This window comes from Halobellus sp. MBLA0158, assembly GCF_041477585.1.
In the GTDB taxonomy this organism is placed as follows: domain Archaea; phylum Halobacteriota; class Halobacteria; order Halobacteriales; family Haloferacaceae; genus Haloquadratum; species Haloquadratum rubicundus.
In genome coordinates, this window is the sequence record NZ_JBGNYA010000001.1 from 242,488 (window position 1) to 261,593 (window position 19,106).

The window sequence follows — 19,106 nt, forward strand, 5'->3', positions numbered from 1 at the left end:
GTCAGAATTTTATGATCATTATATTTATTTCCAAATATGTCGCCCGAGAACCTACAGGAGATGGTGGATGGCACCGATGACCTCGTAGGGACGTTCAGAGACCGGGACCTGGAGGCTTCGATCTGGGACTACCCGGACAAGCCCTACGACTTCCCGGCGGAGTTCAGCAACTGGATCCGCGAGCAGAAGGCCTGGCGCGAGCAGTGCGCCGTCATCGATCAGTCCTTCCACATGACCCACTTCAGGGTCACCGGAGACGACGACGAGGCCCAGGACCTCTTCGAGACGGTCGGGATCAACAGCTTCGCCGACTGGCGCGACGGCGAGCCGCCGCGGGCCAAGCAGTTCGTCGCGCTCAACCCCGACGGCTACGTGATCGGCGACTGCATCCTCTTTTGGCTCGAAGAGGGCCACTACCTGTTCGTCGGCGAAGAGCCCGTCAGCAACTGGACGACCTATCAGGCCGAGAAGGGGGGCTACGACGTCGACTGCGAGATGATCTACAATCCGCTCGGGCCGCGGGATCCGGAGTACTTCCGGTTCGAGATTATGGGCCCGAACGCGATCGACCTGATGGCCGAGGCCGTCGACGGCGACCTCCCCGAGATCCCGTTCTTCCAGATGGACGAGCTCTCGATCCAGGGCGTCGACGCGTACGCCCTGGGCCACCAGATGACGAGCGAGCGCGGGATCGAGATCTTCGGCGACTACGAGCACCACGACGAGGTGCTGGACCACATCTTCGCGGTCGGCGAGGACTACGGCCTCCGGCAGGTCGGCAACAAGGCCTACATCACCACCGGGATCGAACTGGGGTGGATCCCGCTCCCGCTGCCGGCGGTGTACGACAGCCCCGAGATGGAGGCGTACCGCGAGTGGCTCCCGATGGAGTCGATGGAGGCGAACTTCGTCCTCGGCGGGAGCTACGTCTCCGAGGACATCTCGGACTACTACGCGACCCTCGGCGGACTCGGATACGACCACATCGCGAAGTTCGACCACGACTTCATCGGCCGCGAGGCGCTCGAAGAAAACGAGGCGCTCCTCGACGGCGAACAGAAGGTGACCTTCATCATCGACGACGAAGACATTATGAAGGTCTGGGGCTCGCTGCTGGAAGAAGGCGAGACCTACAAGTTCCTGACGATGCCCGAAGTGCCGTACCGCTCGGAGCTCTCCCGGTACGACGAGATCCTAAAGGACGGCGAGACCGTCGGGATGGCGAAGCACATGGACTACAGCTACAACGAGCGTGAGTTCGCCGCCCTCGGGTGGATCGACACGGAGTACGCCGAGCCCGGCACGCGGGTCACGATGCGCTGGGGCGAGCCCGACACCGAGAAGTCCCAGATCGAACCGCACGCGATGACCGAACTCAGGGCGACCGTCGCCCCGGCGCCGTACATGAAGAAGGACCGCGAGAAGGCGTTCGCGGACTGATTCGAGCCGTTTCGAGTCTCCTGCGCACGGGTTTCCGTTTTTCGTCCGAGGCCGACGAATCAGGAATCAGGAATCAGCCGATCGGCCGCCGTTTGAACCTCCGAAGTTGAATAGGGAACTTCTATGAGAGATAGAGAAACATACATTTAGAAATACGATACTTACTGATCTATACACACAGAAATTTTATGAATACCTGGACGTATGATATACTGTATGACGCCGCTATCCAGCCTCGGCGTGTTCGTCGCACTCGCCGTCGCCGGGACCGCGATCGCAGCACACCGGGGACACGTCCCGCCGGCGAAGCAGACCCACCTCTTCGAGACGCCCGACGGCGAGCGGGCCAATCCGCTCGCGGACGTCGTGGCCGGCGCGAAGATGGCGACGGAGACCGGCCTGTGTCACCGGTGCGGCGCCACGCTCGGCGGCCCCTACGAGTACTGCGTCACCTGTCGCCCGAACGGGGCGGTCCACGCGGACTGAGCGCCCGCTCGTCGGGCCCTCCGACCGCGAGATCCGTCGAAAACGAACCGACGCTACCGAGCGATCGGAGACCGACACCGCCCGAATCCGAGCGGTGAACGCCGCCGACCGCGCCGACGCGTCAGTCCTCTTCGGTCGTCGTCCGGTCGATCTCGATGTCGCCGCGGTGGATGGCCGCGCCGTCCTGGGCCACCTGCCGGGCGAGGACGGCGCATTTGATCCGCATCGGCGAGATGTCGACGCCGAGCATCTCGGTGACGTCGTCGGTGTCCATCGCGTCGAGTTCCGACAGCGTCATCCCGCGGAGCTTCTCCGAGAGCATACTCGCAGAGGCCTGACTGATCGCACAGCCGTTCCCGGTGAACGTCACGAATTCGATGGTCTCGCCGTCGTCTTCGAGGCTGACGTTCACCGTGATCGTGTCGCCGCAGGAGGGGTTCTCCCCGGTGTGGGAGAAGTCCGGATCCGACATCTCCCCCTTGTTCCGGGGGTTCTTGTAGTGATCCAGAATCTGCTGGCGATACATATCCGAGCCCAGTCCCATTGTTGGGAGAGCGTACGACAGTCTCGCGCAAAAGGGTTCCGCCGGCCGGCGCGGGCGGTCAGAAGAGCCCGAAGCTCCGAGCGAGGTCCGCGACGGTGTTGATGACGACCCACTTCACGGCGTTGGTCGTGCCGACCCCGGAGAGCCGGATGTCGCCGGCGGCGACCGCGTCACGGAAGACGACCGCGGGGTTGTCGGCGGCGATGATCTCGTCGAACGTCTCACGGTCGAGCGACATCCGCAGGGTCGCGTCCGAGCGGGCGCCCTGGTCGAGTTCGGTCATCCGGAGTTGGCCGTCGAGGCGGAACGAGAACGTCGCCGTCGCGCCGTCGGCGTCGGTGACGACGAGGTTCACGCGCTCGTTCTCCAGTTGGTCGCCCGCGACGCCGAGGTCGACCGCCGTGATAGACTCGTTGTAGACGGCGACCATCCCCCCGAACTCCGCGAACGCCTCGTCGGCCCACTCGGGCTGGTCCGACTGGCCGACGGCGAGTCCGCTCGTGACGACGAGGAGCGCGAGGAGCGTCGCGAGCCACCGGAGAGAACCGACCGAACGTGCGGAATTCATACCCTCGGTACGCGAGCGACGGCAATAAAGCGGTAGTGAGCGGTGTTAGCACGAGACCCCTCAGGCGGGGGCCTCGGCGGCGTCGTCCGCGGCGAGGCGCGTCCACTTCTTCTCGACGTCGCGGTTCGCGACGACGACGACGTCGCCGTCGGTGTTCCGGAACCGGGTCTTCCGGAGTTCGATCGACTCCACGGTCCCAGTGACGGGGTCGGCCTTCACCTCGTCGCCGGGGTTGAAGTCAGGGTCACGGAGGAGATACACCCCGGCGACGGTGTCGGCGATCATGTTCGACAGGGCGTAGGAGACGCCGAGCGCGACGAAGCCGGCGGCGGTGCCGAGGCTCGCGGCGATCTCGCCCATCCCGAAGATGTTCAAGAGCGCCAGGGCGACGCCGAACCACAGGAACACGCTCGCGATCGTCACCCCGAGGTCGACGACGAGCCCCTGGTCCGCGGGGTAGACGGCGTCGAGCGTGCGCCGGAGCGCGCGCGTGAGCAGTTTGATCCCGACGTAGGCGATCGCGAGAAAGACGAGACCGGTGAGGAGCTTCGGGACGGCCGCCTGAATCCCGGTCGCGAACTCGCCGAGCGTCCGCTCGATCGTCTCGAAGAGGAATCGGGTCACGGTGGGCATCGCTGCCGGGAGGTCGGCGGTGAGCCACTAAGGGTTTCGGGAGGCCGAGAGAGAACGCCGCTCAGGCGAAGAGCTGCCGGGCGTCGTCGACGGCGTCGACGAGGGCGTCGATCTCCTTGGTCGTGTTGTAGATGTAGAACGACGCGCGGGTGGAGGCGGGCACCCCGAGCTTGTCGTGCAGCGGCTGGGTGCAGTGGTCGCCCGCGCGGATCGCCACGCCGTGGTCGTTGAGGATGCTGGAGAGGTCGTGGGCGTGGACGCCCTCCAGATTGAACGCGACGAGCCCGCCGCGGTCGTCGCCCGGCGGCCCGTAGATCTCGATGTCGTCGAACGCCGAGAGCCGGTCGTAGGCGTACTCCGCGAGCAGGTCCTCGTGGGCCTGGACGTTCTCCATCCCCACCGAATCGAGGTAGTCGATCGCGGCCTCCAGGGCGATGCCCTGGGCGATCACGGGCGTGCCGGCCTCGAACTTCCAGGGGAGGTCCTCCCAGGTCGAGTCCTCGTAGGTGACGCTCCGGATCATCTCGCCGCCGTAGAGGTACGGCTGCATCTCTTCGAGGAGGTGTTCCTTCCCGTAGAGCACGCCGATCCCGGTCGGGCCGAGCATCTTGTGGCCCGAGAAGGCGAGGAAGTCGGCGTCGATCTCGCCGACGTCGACCGGGCGGGTCGGGACCGACTGTGCGCCGTCGACGAAGATGTGCGCGTCGTGGTCGTGGGCGAGGTCGGCCAGGTCGGCCACGGGCACGACCGTCCCGAGCGTGTTCGAGACGTGGACGACAGAGACCATCGCCGTCGAGTCGTCGATGAGTTCGGCGGCGTGGTCCATATCCAGGCGGCCGTCCTCGTCGACGCGGACGTACTCGACGCTCGCGCCGGTCTTCTTGGCGATCTGCTGCCAGGTGACAAGCGAGGCGTGGTGCTCCATCTCGGTCAGGACGACCGTGTCGCCGGGGCCGAGTTCGGCGAGGCCCCACGCGTAGGCGACGAGGTTCATCGCCTCGGTGGTGTTCTTCGTGAAGACGATCTCCTCGCGGCCCTCGGCGCCGATGAACTCCGCGACGCGGTCGTGGGCCTCCTCGTAGGCGACGGAGGCCTCCTGGCTCAGATGGTGGATGCCGCGGTGGACGTTGGAGTTGTAGCCGCGGTAGTAGTCGACGATGCTGTCGACGACGGGCTCGGGGGTGTGGCTCGTCGCCGCGTTGTCGAGGTAGACGAGCGGCCGGGTGTCGTCGGGGCCCTCGCCCGGCGTCTCGATGTCGCCGCCGACCTTCCGGTCGAGGATCGGGAAGTCCTCCCGGATCGAGGCGACGTCGATCGGATACGATTCCTGAGTTCCCATTGGGGAGGCGTAACGGCCGCAGGACTAACACGGCTTCGGTATTGGCAGGAACGACGTCGAGCGACGACGCGGCGAGCGGGACGACGCTCCCCGCCGACTGCCTGTGTACCGGTCCGCCGTCGGTCAATCGTCGAAGAGGTGCGCGTCGTAGGCGTCGCTGGACTCCCGGACCAGCCGCTCCGTGCCGTCGTGGTCCGCCAGTTCGCCGTCGTCGAGGCCGGCGTTGATCTCCTCGATGGTGTCGGCGGTCACCTTCTCTGTGACCTCGAACTCCTCGACGGGGCGGAGGAGCCCCCACATCGCCCCCACGGAGTGGAGGACGACGGCCACGGGCGTGAGCACGAGGTACAGCGGCCACAGCACCGGATGCTTCTTGTAGGCGACGACGCCGAACAGCATATACACGAACAGAATGCCGAGAAGCCCCGTCGAGAGCAGGCTGTAGAGGTCCATCCCGGGTGCGGTTCCGGGCAGGAGGTACGAGGCGGCCACGAGCAGGGGGACGAACGGCGAGAACGACCACGCGACGACGCGGGTGAAGTACAGCGGCCGGTACCACGGCGGCAAGAGATGGTCGTCGCCGATCGTGCCCGACATCCACCGTCGCCGCTGCTTGAACATCGCCCACAGCGACGGCGGCGCCTGATTGCGGAAGCGCTTGTCGACCAGCTGATACTCCAGGTCGTACCTGTCCGCGGCGCGCCAGATGAGGTTCGTGTCCTCGGTGATCGTCGCCACGTTCCAGCCGAGTTCCTCCTCTATTTCGCGACGGATCGCGAAGCCGCCGCCCCACGCGTAGAGCGGGTAGCTCAGCCGGTGGAAGCCGAGCTGTTCGAACTGATAGCCCGTCCGGAAGATCTCACAGAGGTAGGTGAGCCGCGAGCCGGTGTAGATCGGCTTTTCTGTGAACTGCACGAAGTCGGCGTCCGGCAGCCCGGTCAGCCCGGTCACGAGCGTGTCCTCGTCGAGATAGAGGATGTACTCCGTGTCGCAGGCGACGTGTCGCCGCGCCCACTCGACGGCCCGGCCCTTGTTCGTCGCCTTGCAGTCGAACTCCTCGGGGACGACGTGGACGGTCGCGCCCTCGACGTCGATGTCGCGCTCGGCGACCACCCGAACGTCGGCGATCCCCTCCGGGAGCGCGTCGACGGTCTGCTGGACGACCGCGGCCGCGTCGATCGTGAGAATCCGGACCTGAATGTCGTCGAGCCCCCACGCCTCGTCGGTGGCGGGCGCCCAGTTCCGCGAGAGGAGCGCGGTCTCGACGAGCCACCAGATCGCGGAGAGACCGTAGACGGCGAGAGCGGCCCACAGGAGCACCGAGAGGACGGTCTGTGGCGACGTGAGATCGACCACGTTCCGACTCGCCCCCGGACCGAAAAAGGTCTGTCCGTTCGATCGCTCCGGCCCCGCCTACATCCAGAGCAGCTGCGCGTGGTAGGTGCCGTCGACGACGAGCACGCGCTCCTCGTCGACGATGCCGGCCTCGACCGCGACGCCCACCGCGCGCTCGCCGACGATGTTGGCGACGCTGGCGCGGGTGAGGCTGTCGATCACGGTCTCCGCGTCGGCCTCGGCGGCCTCCTCGCCGCCGTAGAAGTCCTCTGTGACCTCCAGGGAGACGTCGCCGTCGACGTAGGTCTCGCCGAGGCACTCGGGGTCGCAGACCGAGACGAGCAGGCCCTCAGGCGTCTGTCGCTCGCGGAGTAACATCACCGCTCTCGCTGTCTGTCGAGGGGCTCCTGGGCGTCCTCGACCAGGTCACCCAGGCCCTGCGGCTGGCCGCCCTGCTCTGGCTGGCCGCCCTGACCCTGCTCCAGCAGCTCCTGTTCGCGCTCCTCGCGCAGTTCGTCGGCCTGCTGTTGGGTCCGTTCGGCCTCCTCGTCGCGGCCGAGCTCTTCGAGCGCGCGGGCTTTCTCTTCGAGGACGTCGGCGGTGCGCATCCCCAGGCGGATGGCGTTGTCGAAGGCGTTGACCGCGTCCTCGTTGAGGCCGCGCTCGTGGAGGAAGAAGCCGCGGTTGTACCACGCCTGCGGGAAGCGCGGGTCGATCTCGACCGCGCGCTCGGCGTGGTGGAGCGCCTCCTCGACCTCGCCGGCGTTCCAGAGCGCGTACGCGAGGTTGGTCTCCGCGGAGGCGGCGTGCTCGGAGTCGTCGTCGATGCGGAGCGCCTCGCGGTAGGCGCCGATGGCCTCGTCCCACTCCTCCAGTTCGGCGTGGGCCGCGCCCTTGTTGACCCAGGCCTCCTGGGCCTCCAGGGAGTCCTCGTCGCCGAACCGCGCCGCGCGCTCGAAGGTCTCTGTCGCCTCCTCGAAGCGGTTGATCTGCATATACGAGAGCCCGACGTCGATGAGCTTCTCGACGTCGACCTGGTCGGAGGCGATGTTCCGTCGGTCGAGTTCGTCGGTGACGACGCGGGAGTCCACGGGGTCGACTTTCGTCGGGTCGACCTTCAGCTCCGGCGGGTCGAGGGTGAACTCCTCGTAGTCCTCGTCGAACCCCTGGCCGGAGGAGAACTCGTGGTCGTCGCGCTCGCCGTCTGTCATACCGTTCGATTCACGGTCAGGACGGTTAAGCACTACGTCACGGGAAGCGCCAGCGAGAACGCGAGCGCGCGGCGAGCCGGGCGCTCCGTCTATCGGGCGCTCCGACTACCGCTCGGCGTGCTCGTCGACGACGAGGACGGGCACCTGCGTCTCCCGCAGGACGTGCTCGGCGACGCTCCCGAGCAGCGCCCGCGAGAGGCCCGAGCGGCCGTGCGATCCCATCACGACGAGGTCGATGTCGTTCTCCTCGGCGAACTTCCGGATCGCACGGGCCGGCTGACCGGCGCGGACGTGCTCTTCGACCGTCAGACCGTGTTCGGCGGCCGCGTCGGCGACCTGGCCGGTCGCCCGCTCGGCGCTCTCTTTGACCTCGGGCATCTCGTCGAGGTGGCCCTGACGGATGCGGTCGACCTGTTCGGTCCCCAGCGAGTAGCTGGTGGCGTCGACGTCGATGACGTAGAGCGCGTGGATCGTCGCGCCGTACTTCTCGGCGAGGTCGATCGCGTGGTCGACGGCGACCTCGGCGGTGTCGCTTCCGTCGGTCGGAACGAGGATGGTGTCGTACATCAGTCGTCACCGGGGGCGTGACCCCCGTCTGTCGCCGCGACGTCTTCCGCGCTCTCGGTTCGGGACATCGGCTCGGGGCTGTGACACTGCCGGACCAGCCGCTTCGTCGACTCCGGCGGGTCCTCTGTCACGTACGAGACCGCGATCGTGATCGCGAACACGAGCGGCGTGCCGACCAAGGCGGCGCCGATCGCGGGGAAGACGTCCCCGAAGGCCTGGCTGAACGGGAGGATGAGGTCGTTGACGACGGCCGCGATCCAGATCGCGAGCCCGACGGACATCCCCGCGAGGGCGCCCTGGCGGTTCGTCTTCTCCCACCACAGCCCGAGGAAGAACATCGGGAACAGCACGATCGCCGCCAGCGAGAACGCCAGGGCGACGAGCTGACCGATGAGGGCCGGCGGGTCCAGCGCCGTGACCGTGACGATGACCCCCAGGAGGACGATCGTCCCGCGGCCGACGAGCACCTGCTCGCGCTGGGTCGCGTCGGGGTTGATGATGTTGGTGTAGATGTCGTGAGAGACCGCCGAGGAGGCGGTGATGAAGAGCCCGGCCGTGGTCGCGATGGCGGCGGCGATGCCGCCGGCCGCGACGAGGCCGACGAACCACGTCGGGAGGCTCGACAGCTGCGCCGCGAGCACGACGATGAGGTCGCCCTCGCCGCCGGACATCCCGCCGGAGGCGGCGTAGGTCGGGCCGTACTGCGAGGCGTCGTAGAGGTCGACGCCGAAGGCCGCCAGCGCCGGCGCGCCCCAGTACAGCAGCATGATGAAGAACAGCCCCCAGACGGTCGAGTGGCGGGCGGTCCGCTCGTTCTCGACCGTGTAGAAGCGGACTAAGACGTGCGGGAGCCCGCAGGTCCCGAAGACGAGCGAGAACGCGGTCGCGATCCACAGGAAGTACGAGGCGTTGGCGAACGGCTGGGAGAACTCGGCGTTGAGGTCGCTGATGAGCGCGCCGTACTCGATCTGCGGCAGGACGGTCGAGTAGCCGTTGACGATGCCGACGACGTAGACCGCCGCGAGGAAGGCGACGATGAGGATGACGTACTGGACGGCCATATTCTTCGTCGCGCCCATCATCCCCGAGAGGGTCAGGTAGGCGACGGTGATCGCCATCATCACGACGACCATCGTGACGTAGTCGGTCCCGAAGACGTAGAGGCCGACGAGGCCCATCCCGCGCGCCTGCCCGACGGAGTAGACGAACCCGATCAGGATCGTCGTCGCCGCGCCGAGCGCGCGGGCCGTATCGGAGTTGAAGCGGTCGCCCACGAAGTCGGGGGCGGTGTACTTCCCGAACCGGCGCATCTGCGCCGCGAGGAAGATCAGGAGGACGAAGTAGCCCGCGGTCCAGCCGATGATGAACGCCAGGCCGTAGAAGCCAGACAGCGCCACCAGCCCGGCCAGACCGAGGAACGACGCCGCGGACATCCAGTTCGCGCCGATGGCCATCCCGTTTTCGATGTTCCCGATCGAGCGGCCGGCGACCCACATCCCCTCGGTGTCGGCGACCTTGAACAGGTAGCCGACCACGAGGAACAGCGCCAGCATCGCGACGACCATCACGGCCGGGATCGGCTTGAACGAAATGTCGAGCGCCTCCGGCAGGAGATCGCCGGACTGCAGCAGGACCGACGCGGCGGCGCTCACTGCACCTCACCCCCGTCGGCGGCGGCCGTCTCGGCGTCGGCGTCGCCGCCCGCGTCGACCTCGGCGGTCGAGTGGTCGATGCCGTACTTCTCGTCGAGCCTGTCGCGCCGGCGCGAGTAGATGAACGCCAAGACCAGCGAGCTCGTCGGCGCGAGGAACGCGACCGAGAAGTAGTGCGCCGGGAAGTCGATGATCGGGATCGGCTGGGTCATCAGCCCGGGCGCCAGGTACGTCGCCGTCACCGGGCCCCACGTGAGGACGACCCAGGCGAGAAATCCCGCCCAGACCTGCTTCAGGTGGTCGCGCATAAACGGCGTGCTCGGCTTCAGGAGGTTGATTTCGGCCTCCAGGTAGTCGACGTCGCCGTCGGCGACGCCGCCGTCGGGGACGGCCCGGCCTCGGTCGTCGGTTTCGGTGCAGTCGTCCGTCGCGTCTCCGGCCCGGTCCGCCGCTACGCCCCCGCTGGGAGCGCCGGCCGCGCCGTGAGTGTCTGTGTCTGTCATAGATTCGCTCTCTCGGTCAGTCCTGTACCTGTACACGGATCTCCTCGACGATCTCGGGGTTGCGGAGCGTGGAGGTGTCACCCAGTTCCTCGCCGTTGGCGATGTCCTCCAGGAGCCGCCGCATAATCTTCCCGGACCGGGTCTTCGGGAGTTCGGGCGTGAAGATCACCTGCTCGGGGCGGGCGATCGGGCCGATGGCGTTCTCGACGCCCGCGACGATCCGCTCGCGGAGGTCGTCGTCGCCGGCGTGGCCCTCCTCGGTGATGACGTAGGCGTAGACGGCCTCGCCCTTGACCTCGTGGTCGCCACCGACGACGGCGGCCTCGGCGACGCCCTCGACGCCGACGATGGCCGACTCGATCTCCATCGTCCCCAGGCGGTGACCCGAGACGTTGATCACGTCGTCGACCCGACCCAGAACGGTGATGTAGCCGTCGTCGTCGATCTTCGCGCCGTCCTCGGGGAAGTACACCCACTCGTCGGGGTCGTCGCTGTCGGTGTCGGAGTACTCCGCCCAGTACTCCTCGATGTAGCGCTCGTCGTTGCGGTACAGCGTCCGCAACATCCCCGGCCAGGGCTTCTGGACGGTGAGGTAGCCCGCGCGGCCGGCGCCGACCTCCTCGCCCTCTGTGTCGACGATCCGGGCGTCGACGCCGGGGAGCGGCGGCCCCGCCGACCCGGGCTTCATATCCTTCACGCCCGGGAGGGTGGTGACCATCATCCCGCCCGTCTCGGTCTGCCACCACGTGTCGACGATCGGGCACTGCTCGTTCCCGATGTGCTTGTAGTACCACTTCCACGCGCGGGGGTTGATCGGCTCGCCGACCGTGCCCAGCAGACGGAGGCTGGAGAGGTCGTGCCGTTCGGGGTACTCCGAACCCCACTTCATAAACGCCCGAATCGCCGTCGGTGCGGTGTAGAGCTGCGTCGCCTCGTACTCGTCGACGATCTGCCAGAGGCGGTCCTTGTCGGGGTGGTCCGGCGTGCCCTCGTACATCACCGTCGTCGTGCCGAGCGCGAGCGGCCCGTAGACGATGTAGGAGTGGCCCGTGATCCACCCGATGTCCGCCGAGCAGAAGTACGTGTCATCGGGCTCGATGTCGAGGACGGCCTGGGACGTCCAGGCGGCCCACGAGAGGTAGCCCCCCGTGGTGTGTTTGACGCCCTTCGGCTGACCCGTCGTCCCCGAGGTGTACATCAGGAACAGCATGTCTTCGGCGTCGCGGGCGACGGGGTCGACCTCGGCCCCCTGGTTGGCGGCGACGAGGTCGCCGTAGTCGTGTTGAGTGCCTTTGAGATCGTGGCCGAAGCCGTCGCCGTTCGGGCCGAGACGGTCGACGACGACCGTCGCCTCGACCTCGTGGTCGACGCCCGCGAGGCCCTCGTTCGCCTTCTGGAGGTGGTCGAGCGGGTCGCCGCGGCGGTAGTACCCGTCGCAGGTGATCAGGTACTCCGAGTCCGCGGCGTTCATCCGGGTCGCGAGCGCGTCCGCCGAGAAGCCCGCGAAGACGACCGAGTGCGGCGCGCCGATCCGGGCGCACGCCAGCATCGCGATCGGCAGCTCGGGGATCATCGGCATATACATCGTGACCACGTCGTCCTCGCCGACGCCGAGGTCGCGGAGCGCCGCGGCGAACTCGTTCACCTCGCGGTGGAGCTCCGCGTAGGTATAGGTGCGGTCGTCCTCCTCGACCGGTTCGCCGACCCACTCGATCGCGGCCTCGTCGCCGCGCTCGTCGAGGTGGCGGTCCAAGCAGTTCGCCGAGGCGTTGAGTTCGCCGCCCGTGAACCACTCGTAGAACGGCGGGTTCGAGTCGTCGAGGACGGTGTCGTAGTCGTCGTCCCACGAGAGCAGGTCCGCGGCGGCCTGCCAGCACTCCGGCCAGTTCTCCTCGAACTCCTCGTAGATCGCGTCGTCCGCGACGTTCGCCTGTTCGACGAACGCCTCGGACGGCTCGAAGACGTCCTGTTCGGCGAGCCGCGCTTCCAGTTCTACGTCGTCATCTCCCATGGTCTATCACTCACAATCGGACACCCCCACATAAACGGCGGTTCTAAATATGCCAATTATTCACGCGGGAAAACGGGCCACGGGGGCTAACTGTTGCAAAGCGGGCGTCGCCTCGCCGCCCGGTTACAGCTCGGAGCGCGGCGCCGCGTCGTCGAAGAACGCCGTCAGAAGCTTCTGCTGGGCCTTTCGGAGGTGATTGTGGAGCGTCGGCGAGGAGACCTCAAGCGAGTCCGCCAGCTCCTCGGCGGTCGAGCCGCGGGGCCACTCGAAGTAGCCGCTGTGGTAGGCCGCCCGGAGGACGGTCGCCTGCCGGTCCGAGAGCCGGTCGGCGAGCCGCTCGCGGAAGCCCACGTCGGTCTCGACGGGGCGGTCCTCCTGCCGCTTCGCCGACAGCGACACCCCCGGGTACGCGTCGGTCACGGCGTCGACCGCCGCGCGGACGTCGGCGTCGCCGGGGATCTCGCCCGTGAGCGTCGCCGCGCCGTCCTCGGCGACGAGCGAGCGGACCCGCGCGCCGCGGTCGACGAGCGCCAGGGCGGGCGCGTCGGTCACGACGACCTCGACGGCGGCGCCGTCGCCGTAGTCCTCGATGAGCCGCGTGTCGGCGACGGCGTCGGCCGCGTCGGCGTGCGACAGCACCGGATCCGCGCCCGCGCCGCGCGTCACGAGGTAGTAGAGCAGCGACCCGTCGCCGACGGGGACCGCGCCGGAGAGTTCGACCCGGCAGTCGAGCGCCCCCGAGAGGTCGGCGACGAACGACGACGCCGCGGGACAGCGGAAGTCGAGTTCGACGACGGTGTCCGCGAGGAGGAGGCGCTTCCGCTGGACCGCCGCGAGCGCGTGACCGACCTGCGTCCCGAGGACGGCGAGGGCGTCCCGGCGGGCGTCGCCCACCGGCCGCCGCACGCCGATCCCGAGCACGCCCCAGCGGGTGTCGTCCCGACGGACCGGGACCAGCGCCAGCGGGCCGCGCTCTGACTCGCGGACGCGCACGTCCCGCTCGTCGCGGGCGCGGGCGTCCGGATCGTAGCCGTCGAGCGCCGTCTCGGCGGCGGCCGCGTCGACGCCGACGGCCTCCCGCACGGCGAACGCCTCCCCGGTCCGCTCGGCCAGCCAGGCGAAGCGGACGCCCTCGGCGTCGGCGAGGCACGCGCACGCCGTCCGAGCGGTCTCGTCGACCGTGGCGACGCCGAGCAGTTCGGCGCCCAGGTCGGCCGCGAGCGCGACGTCCCGTCCGAGGCCGTCAAGCGCCGTCGCGGCGCCGTCGAGCGCGGCCGCGACGGCCTCGCGGTCCGGGTCCGACAGGAGCGGCGCGAGGCGCTCCAGCCGCCAGCCGCCGAGCGCACAGACCACGCGCGGGGGGACGCCGTCGTCTATGAGTTCGGCCGCGAAGTGCCACCGGAGGTCCCGGGAGGAGGCGTCGACCCCGTCGACGCGGTCGGCGACCTCGCCCACGAGCATCTGGAGGCGGCGGGGCGACACCGTAAGTAGGGGATCGTCCTCGCCCGCGCCGACGCTGCCGGCGTACTTCCGGAGGTCGTGTTCCACGCCCGCGGGCAGATAGGCGTCGCGGGCGACGTCTCCGTCCGCGTCCCTGACTGCGAGGAAGTGCGTGCCGTCGTGCGATTCGACGTCCGCGAGGCGGACGCGCGTCATCTCGCCGGGGCGGAGTCCGACCTCGCCGCCGAGTCGCAGCACGAGGTCCTCGCGGTGGGTTTCGGTGGCCCGTCGGAGCCGACGGTACTCGCTGGCGGCCGGGGGATCCATCTGTCGTTTCGGGAGATCGTAACAGTGCGAAATAAATCTGTGCGTGATAGCGATCTTATTTCCCGTAACGAACTTTCAGGGCTGTAACCGAGCAAAAAGCCGTTTCGGAATTCGCTTTTTCCCGAAACTACTTGTCGTGGGTCCGCGATCGGAGTTCGCCGAGGATCTCGGGGTTGCGGAGCGCGGAGGTGTCGCCCAGGTCCTCGTCGTTGGCGACGGCGCGGAGCAGCCGCCGCATCACCTTCCCCGAGCGGGTCTTGGGGAGGTCGGGGGTGAAGACGACCGCCGCCGGGATCGCGACCGCGCCGATGGCGTCCTCGACGGCGTCGCGGATGCGCTGTCGGAGGTCGGCCTCTGGGGCGTCGCGCTCGGGGGCGACGTACGCGTAGATGGCGGTGCCGGTCGACTCGTCGTCGGCGCCGACGACGGCGGCCTCGGCGACGCCCTCGACGCCGACGATGGTGGACTCTAGTTCCATCGTGCTGAAGCGCCGCCCGGCGACGTTGACCGCCTCGTCGATCCGACCGAGGAACGTGAGGTAGCCCTCTGCGTCCGCGACGGCGCCGTCCTCGGGGTGGTACCGCCAGGGGCCGGCGTCGGGCGACTCCGAGGGAGCGACCGAGTCGGACGAGTCGGCGTCGGCCGCCGTCCGCCGGCCGTCGCGCGCGCCCCAGCCGGTCCCGTTCGCGAGCGCCCGCGGCATCCCCGGCCAGGGCCGGGTGAGCACGAGCTCGCCGGACTCGCCGGGGTCGACGGGCTCGCCGCCGGCGTCGACGACGGCCGCGCCGATTCCCGGGAGCGGCCGGCCCGCCGAGCCGGGCTTCATCGGGTCGACGCCGGGGAGCGTCGAGACGAGGATCGCGCCGGTCTCGGTCTGCCACCACGTGTCGACGACGGGGCACTCGCCGCCGCCGATGTGCTCGCGGTACCACCGCCAGGTCGGCTCGTCGATGGGCTCGCCGACCGTGCCCAGGAGTCGGAGGCTGGAGAGGTCGTGGCGGGCGGGGTGCTCCTTCCCCCACTTCATGAACGCGCGGATCGCCGTCGGCGCCGTGTAGAACACGTCGACGGCGTGGCGGTCGACCAGTTTCCAGAGGCGGTCCTTCTCGGGGTGGTCGGCGGTGCCGCCGTAGAGGACCGTGGTCGTGCCGAGCGCGAGCGGCCCGTAGACGATGTAGGAGTGGCCCGTGATCCACCCGATGTCCGCCGAGCACCAGTGGGTGTCCTCCGGGCGGATGTCCAGCACCGAGCGCGCGGTCCAGGCGACGTGCGCGAGGTACCCGCCCGTCGTGTGGGTGACGCCCCGCGGCTCGCCGGTCGTCCCCGAGGTGTAGATGCGGAAGAGCGAGTCGGCGGCGTCGCGGGCGACGGGGTCGACTTCCGCGCCCGCGTGATCGGCGACGAGGTCGCCGTAGTCGTGGTAGCCCGGGCCGAGGTGGACGCCCTGGCCGAGGTGGTCGAGCACCACGACCTCGACGTCGTGGTCCAGCGCGAGCCGCGCGTTGTCGGCCTTGTTCTTCTGGGCGATGGCGTCGCCGCGGCGGTAGTAGCCGTCGCAGGTGACGAGGTACGCCGAGTCCGCGCGGGCCATCCGCTCGGCCAGGGCGTCCGCGGAGAAGCCCGCGAAGACGACGTTGTGGATCGCGCCCAGGCGGGCGCACGCGAGCATCGCGACGGGGAGTTCGGGCACCATCGGGAGGTACAGCGTGACCACGTCGTCCTCGCCGACGCCGAGGTCGCGGAGCGCCGCGGCGAACTCGTTGACCTCGCGGTGGAGTTCGAGATAGGTGTAGCTCCGGGAGTCGCCGAGCGGGCCCTCCCAGACGAGCGCCCGTTGGTTCTTGCGCTCGTCGAGGTGCCGGTCGACGCAGTTGTAGGAGGCGTTCAGACGACCGTCGGGAAACCACTCGAAGGGCGGCGTCTCGCCGCCGCGGAAGACCGTCTCGGGGTCGTCGTCCCACGAGAGCAGGTCGCCCGCCCGGCGCCAGCAGTCGGGCCACTCGGACTCGAACGCGTCGTACACGTCGGGATCGGACACGGTGGCCTGCCGGCGGAACCACTCCGGCGGCGGGATGCGCTCGCCCCCCAGTCGGGGCCGACCCGAGCCCTCTCCTGTCATCGTCTCATCGTCGGTGCCGGTACGGGCATAAGCCTCCCGCTCGCGGCGGGAACCGCGGGGACGTCCGGCGCTCGCGGCGGCGCCGGCCGCGCGTCCCGTCGCATTTTCACCGCCGGCGGACGTGCCCCCCGATATGCGACTCTTCGTCAGCATCGACCTCCCGGACCGGCTGGCCGACGCGGTCGCGGCGGCCCAAGAGCGGTTCGCCGGCGCCGAGGGGCTCCGGTTCGTCGATCCCGAACAGGCGCACCTGACGCTCTTCTTCCTCGGCGAGGTCGACCCGGGGCGGCGCGACGAGATCGAGGCCGCGCTCGACCGCGCCGTCAACGGCGCCGGCGTCGATCCTTTCGAGCTCCGCGTCGGGGGCTTCGGCGTGTTCCCCGCGATGGACTACATCAGCGTCGTCTGGGCCGGCGTCCGCGAGGATGGGGGTGCCGCGGCGACGACTCGGCTGGCCGCCGCGGTCGAAGACGAGCTCACGGCGCTCGGCTTCGAGGCCGACGACCACGACTTCACGCCGCACGTGACGCTCGCGCGGATGGACGACGCGCGCGGGAAGGCGCTCGTCCAGGACGTCGTCCGCGACGCCGACCCCGACCTCGGCGCGTTCACCGTCGAGGAGATCCGACTGAAGGAGAGCACCCTCCGCGACGACGGGCCGGAGTACGAGACGGTCGCGTCGTTCCCGCTGTGAGCGGGAGGCGGGCGCGGCGGGGGACAGCGAATCAGTCGGCGGCGGTATCGGGACCGGGCCGGTCGCGCCACCGCCGCAGTTCCGCGCGGATGGCCGCCCGCTTGACCAGGACGAACCCCACGAAGATGACCGCGAAGCCGGCGACAGTCGTCGGCGCGAGCGACTCGCCGAGCGCGAGCCAGCCCGCGAGCGCGGCGAACGTCGGGATCACGTATTCGAGGAGGCTCACCTCGATCGGCCCGACGCGCCGGAGGAGCCAGAAGTACAGCGCGAAGCCGCCCGCGCCCGCGACGACCGCCAGGTAGAGGAGCGACGCGACGGCGGCGGGCGTCCAGACCGCGTCGCCGAGGGACTCCCAGGGGAGGGCCGCGCTCGTCGCGTGGAGGACCGCGGCGCCGACGAGCATCATCCAGGCCTGCTCGGCGACGGTCGGCATCGTCGTGGGGGCGTCGTGGGTGAGGACCGCCCCGAGCGCGAACGCGAGCGCGGAGGCGAAGACGAGCCCCACGCCGAGGAGGTCCGCGCCCGCCAGCGCCGTCGGATCGGGGTCCGCGATCGTGACGACGCCGGCGAAGCCGAGGAGGACGCCGACGAGGGAGACGGGCGAGAGCCGCTCGCGGGCGGCGGTGAGGCGGGTCAGCGCGGGCGTGACGACGGGGATCAACCCGAGCAGGACGGCGGCGACGGCGCTCGTGACGTAGAGCTGGCCGGCGAACAGGAGCGCGTGGTGAACGCCGACGAGGAGGACGCCGCCGGCGGCGATGGGGCGCCACTCCGCGCCGGCGGGTCGGAGGCGGTCCCCGCGCCAGGCGGCGAGCGCGAAGAGGAGCGCGGCCGCGACGTCGAAGCGGACCGCGGCGAGCAGCGCCGGCGGAATCGACGCGAGGGCGACCTTCGTCACGGGGAAGGCGGTCCCCCAGACCGCGGCCACGAGGAGGAACGCGAGGATCGTGCGGCGACGCATACCGCCGCGGAGGCGGGGTGCGGAGTTGAATGGCTCGAATCCGTTCGGTGATGTCCGCGGGCGGACGCGTCGCCGACGGTGCGGGGGCTGAGAGGCGCTCGCACGCCCCGGCGGCGAAGGAACAAGATTTTATGCGGTCCGGGGATAGAGGCGAGCACTATGAGCAAGAAGTCCAAGGCCAAGAAGAAGCGCCTGGCCAAGCTGGAGCGTCAGAACACGCGCGTTCCCGCCTGGGTGATGATGAAGACTGACATGGAAGTCACGCGCAACCCCAAGCGCCGCAACTGGCGGCGAAGTGACACGGACGAGTAAGGATGAGCGCCAGCGACTTCGAGGAACGCGTCATCACGGTACCGCTCCGGGACGTCAAGGCCGAGCCCGCTCACGCACGCGCGGGCAAGGCGATGTCCCTGATCCGCGAGCACCTCGCACAGCACTTCTCGGTCGACGAGGGCGCCGTCCGCCTGGACCCCTCGCTCAACGAGACGGTGTGGGCCCGGGGGGACCAAAAGCCCCCGAGCAAGCTCCGGGTTCGCGCCGCCCGGTTCGACGAGGACGGCGAGTCCATCGTCGAGGCGGAGCCCGCCGAATAGCGTGCTCCGCGCCTCCTTCGCCGGGTCGCCGTACGTCGGCGTCTTCGCCCGCGCGACGGATCACGTCCTCATCGTCCGTTCGGACGCCGACGACGATGTCGTCGACGCGATGACCGACGAGCTCTCGGTCCCGGCAGTGGCCACCACGGTCGGCGGCTCCGGCACCGTCGGCGCGCTCGCGGTCGGCAACGAGAACGGGATCCTCGTGACGAGCCAGGCGACCCGGAGGGAGAGAGAGGCGATCGAGTCGGCGGCGGGCGTCCCCGTCGCCGAGCTCGCGGGGCAGATCAACGCGGTCGGCAACGTCGTCCTCGCGAACGACTACGGCGCGTACGTCCACCCCGACCTCTCGGACGCGGCCGTCGAGACCGTCGAGGAGGTCCTGGAGGTGCCCGTCGAGCGCGGGAACCTCGCGGACGTCCAGACCGTCGGGACCGCCGCCGTCGCGACAAACGAGGGCGCGCTCTGTCACCCCAAGTCCCGGGAGCCCGAACTGGAGGCCCTGGAGGAGCACCTCGACGTCCGCGCGGACATCGGGACGGTGAACTACGGCGCGCCGCTGGTCGGCTCGGGGCTCGTCTGCAACGCCGCCGGCTACGTCGCCGGCGAGGACACGACCGGCCCGGAGCTGAGCCGGATCGAGGACGCGCTCGGCTACCTGGAGTAGCGCGCTTTTCTCC

The 19,106-nt window shown here is 69.3% G+C and carries 20 protein-coding genes; 6 read left to right on the forward strand and 14 right to left on the reverse strand.

From position 1 onward, the window contains the following. The first annotated feature begins 36 nt into the window (after nucleotides 1–36). The gene (locus OS889_RS01175) at nucleotides 37–1,440 is read left to right on the forward strand and encodes an aminomethyl transferase family protein (protein WP_372386652.1); all 1,404 of its coding nucleotides are present in this window, start codon (nucleotides 37–39) and stop codon (nucleotides 1,438–1,440) included. Between the two features lie 216 nt (nucleotides 1,441–1,656). Next, nucleotides 1,657–1,926 carry a hypothetical protein gene (locus OS889_RS01180; protein ID WP_372386653.1) on the forward strand — a complete coding sequence of 90 codons (270 nt, stop codon included), beginning with the start codon at nucleotides 1,657–1,659 and terminating at the stop codon, nucleotides 1,924–1,926. Nucleotides 1,927–2,047: 121 nt separating this feature from the next. Here OS889_RS01180 and sufU read toward each other — a convergent pair whose 3' ends face one another. The 13 genes from sufU to OS889_RS01245 all read right to left on the reverse strand — a co-directional run bounded on the left by sufU (nucleotide 2,048) and on the right by OS889_RS01245 (nucleotide 16,175). Further along, the gene (sufU, locus tag OS889_RS01185) at nucleotides 2,048–2,470 is read right to left on the reverse strand and encodes a Fe-S cluster assembly sulfur transfer protein SufU (protein ID WP_372386654.1); all 423 of its coding nucleotides are present in this window, start codon (nucleotides 2,468–2,470) and stop codon (nucleotides 2,048–2,050) included. A gap of 58 nt (nucleotides 2,471–2,528) precedes the next feature. Next, nucleotides 2,529–3,038, reverse strand: coding sequence for a hypothetical protein (locus OS889_RS01190; protein ID WP_372386655.1), 510 nt, complete (start codon nucleotides 3,036–3,038; stop codon nucleotides 2,529–2,531). A 60-nt stretch (nucleotides 3,039–3,098) separates the two neighbouring features. Then, nucleotides 3,099–3,671 carry a mechanosensitive ion channel family protein gene (locus tag OS889_RS01195; protein ID WP_372386656.1) on the reverse strand — a complete coding sequence of 191 codons (573 nt, stop codon included), beginning with the start codon at nucleotides 3,669–3,671 and terminating at the stop codon, nucleotides 3,099–3,101. A 61-nt stretch (nucleotides 3,672–3,732) separates the two neighbouring features. Further along, nucleotides 3,733–5,010, reverse strand: coding sequence for a bifunctional cysteine desulfurase/selenocysteine lyase SufS (gene sufS / locus OS889_RS01200; protein WP_372386657.1), 1,278 nt, complete (start codon nucleotides 5,008–5,010; stop codon nucleotides 3,733–3,735). Nucleotides 5,011–5,133: 123 nt separating this feature from the next. After that, nucleotides 5,134–6,366, reverse strand: a complete 1,233-nt coding sequence (locus tag OS889_RS01205; protein ID WP_372386658.1) for a glycosyltransferase family 2 protein — start codon at nucleotides 6,364–6,366, stop codon at nucleotides 5,134–5,136. Between the two features lie 57 nt (nucleotides 6,367–6,423). Continuing rightward, nucleotides 6,424–6,723 carry a DUF424 domain-containing protein gene (locus OS889_RS01210; RefSeq protein ID WP_372386659.1) on the reverse strand — a complete coding sequence of 100 codons (300 nt, stop codon included), beginning with the start codon at nucleotides 6,721–6,723 and terminating at the stop codon, nucleotides 6,424–6,426. Beyond that, nucleotides 6,723–7,556 carry a tetratricopeptide repeat protein gene (locus OS889_RS01215; protein ID WP_372386660.1) on the reverse strand — a complete coding sequence of 278 codons (834 nt, stop codon included), beginning with the start codon at nucleotides 7,554–7,556 and terminating at the stop codon, nucleotides 6,723–6,725. Before OS889_RS01215 ends, OS889_RS01210 begins: the two co-directional genes overlap by 1 nt. 105 nt (nucleotides 7,557–7,661) lie before the next feature. Then, on the reverse strand, nucleotides 7,662–8,123 hold the full coding sequence (locus OS889_RS01220) for a universal stress protein (RefSeq protein ID WP_372386661.1): 462 nt from the start codon (nucleotides 8,121–8,123) through the stop codon (nucleotides 7,662–7,664). Continuing rightward, nucleotides 8,123–9,688: a VC_2705 family sodium/solute symporter gene (locus OS889_RS01225; RefSeq protein WP_372391503.1), complete on the reverse strand. Its 1,566-nt coding sequence runs from the start codon at nucleotides 9,686–9,688 to the stop codon at nucleotides 8,123–8,125. Before OS889_RS01225 ends, OS889_RS01220 begins: the two co-directional genes overlap by 1 nt. Before the next feature lie 83 nt (nucleotides 9,689–9,771). After that, the gene (locus OS889_RS01230) at nucleotides 9,772–10,278 is read right to left on the reverse strand and encodes a DUF4212 domain-containing protein (RefSeq protein ID WP_372386662.1); all 507 of its coding nucleotides are present in this window, start codon (nucleotides 10,276–10,278) and stop codon (nucleotides 9,772–9,774) included. A 16-nt stretch (nucleotides 10,279–10,294) separates the two neighbouring features. After that, complete coding sequence (gene acs, locus OS889_RS01235; protein ID WP_372386663.1) at nucleotides 10,295–12,289, reverse strand: acetate--CoA ligase; 1,995 nt, start codon at nucleotides 12,287–12,289, stop codon at nucleotides 10,295–10,297. 123 nt (nucleotides 12,290–12,412) lie between these two features. Next, the gene (locus tag OS889_RS01240; protein WP_372386664.1) at nucleotides 12,413–14,056 is read right to left on the reverse strand and encodes a bacterio-opsin activator domain-containing protein; all 1,644 of its coding nucleotides are present in this window, start codon (nucleotides 14,054–14,056) and stop codon (nucleotides 12,413–12,415) included. A 127-nt stretch (nucleotides 14,057–14,183) separates the two neighbouring features. Continuing rightward, nucleotides 14,184–16,175: an acetate--CoA ligase gene (locus OS889_RS01245; RefSeq protein WP_372386665.1), complete on the reverse strand. Its 1,992-nt coding sequence runs from the start codon at nucleotides 16,173–16,175 to the stop codon at nucleotides 14,184–14,186. 133 nt (nucleotides 16,176–16,308) lie between these two features. Between OS889_RS01245 and thpR the strand changes: the two genes are divergently transcribed. Then, entirely contained in the window at nucleotides 16,309–16,869 is a 561-nt protein-coding gene (gene thpR, locus OS889_RS01250) for an RNA 2',3'-cyclic phosphodiesterase (protein WP_372386666.1), read from the forward strand. Nucleotides 16,870–16,900: 31 nt separating this feature from the next. On the opposite strand, the gene OS889_RS01255 is transcribed toward thpR, so the two are convergent. After that, complete coding sequence (locus OS889_RS01255) at nucleotides 16,901–17,833, reverse strand: DMT family transporter (RefSeq protein ID WP_372386667.1); 933 nt, start codon at nucleotides 17,831–17,833, stop codon at nucleotides 16,901–16,903. Nucleotides 17,834–17,992: 159 nt separating this feature from the next. Here OS889_RS01255 and OS889_RS01260 point away from each other — a divergent pair, with 159 nt between their 5' ends. The 3 genes from OS889_RS01260 to OS889_RS01270 are packed head-to-tail and all read left to right on the forward strand — an operon-like array spanning nucleotide 17,993 to nucleotide 19,093. Further along, nucleotides 17,993–18,145 carry a 50S ribosomal protein L39e gene (locus tag OS889_RS01260; protein ID WP_049985609.1) on the forward strand — a complete coding sequence of 51 codons (153 nt, stop codon included), beginning with the start codon at nucleotides 17,993–17,995 and terminating at the stop codon, nucleotides 18,143–18,145. Between the two features lie 2 nt (nucleotides 18,146–18,147). Continuing rightward, entirely contained in the window at nucleotides 18,148–18,426 is a 279-nt protein-coding gene (locus OS889_RS01265; protein ID WP_372386668.1) for a 50S ribosomal protein L31e, read from the forward strand. Between the two features lies 1 nt (nucleotide 18,427). Beyond that, the gene (locus OS889_RS01270; protein ID WP_372386669.1) at nucleotides 18,428–19,093 is read left to right on the forward strand and encodes a translation initiation factor IF-6; all 666 of its coding nucleotides are present in this window, start codon (nucleotides 18,428–18,430) and stop codon (nucleotides 19,091–19,093) included. Nucleotides 19,094–19,106: the final 13 nt, after the last annotated feature.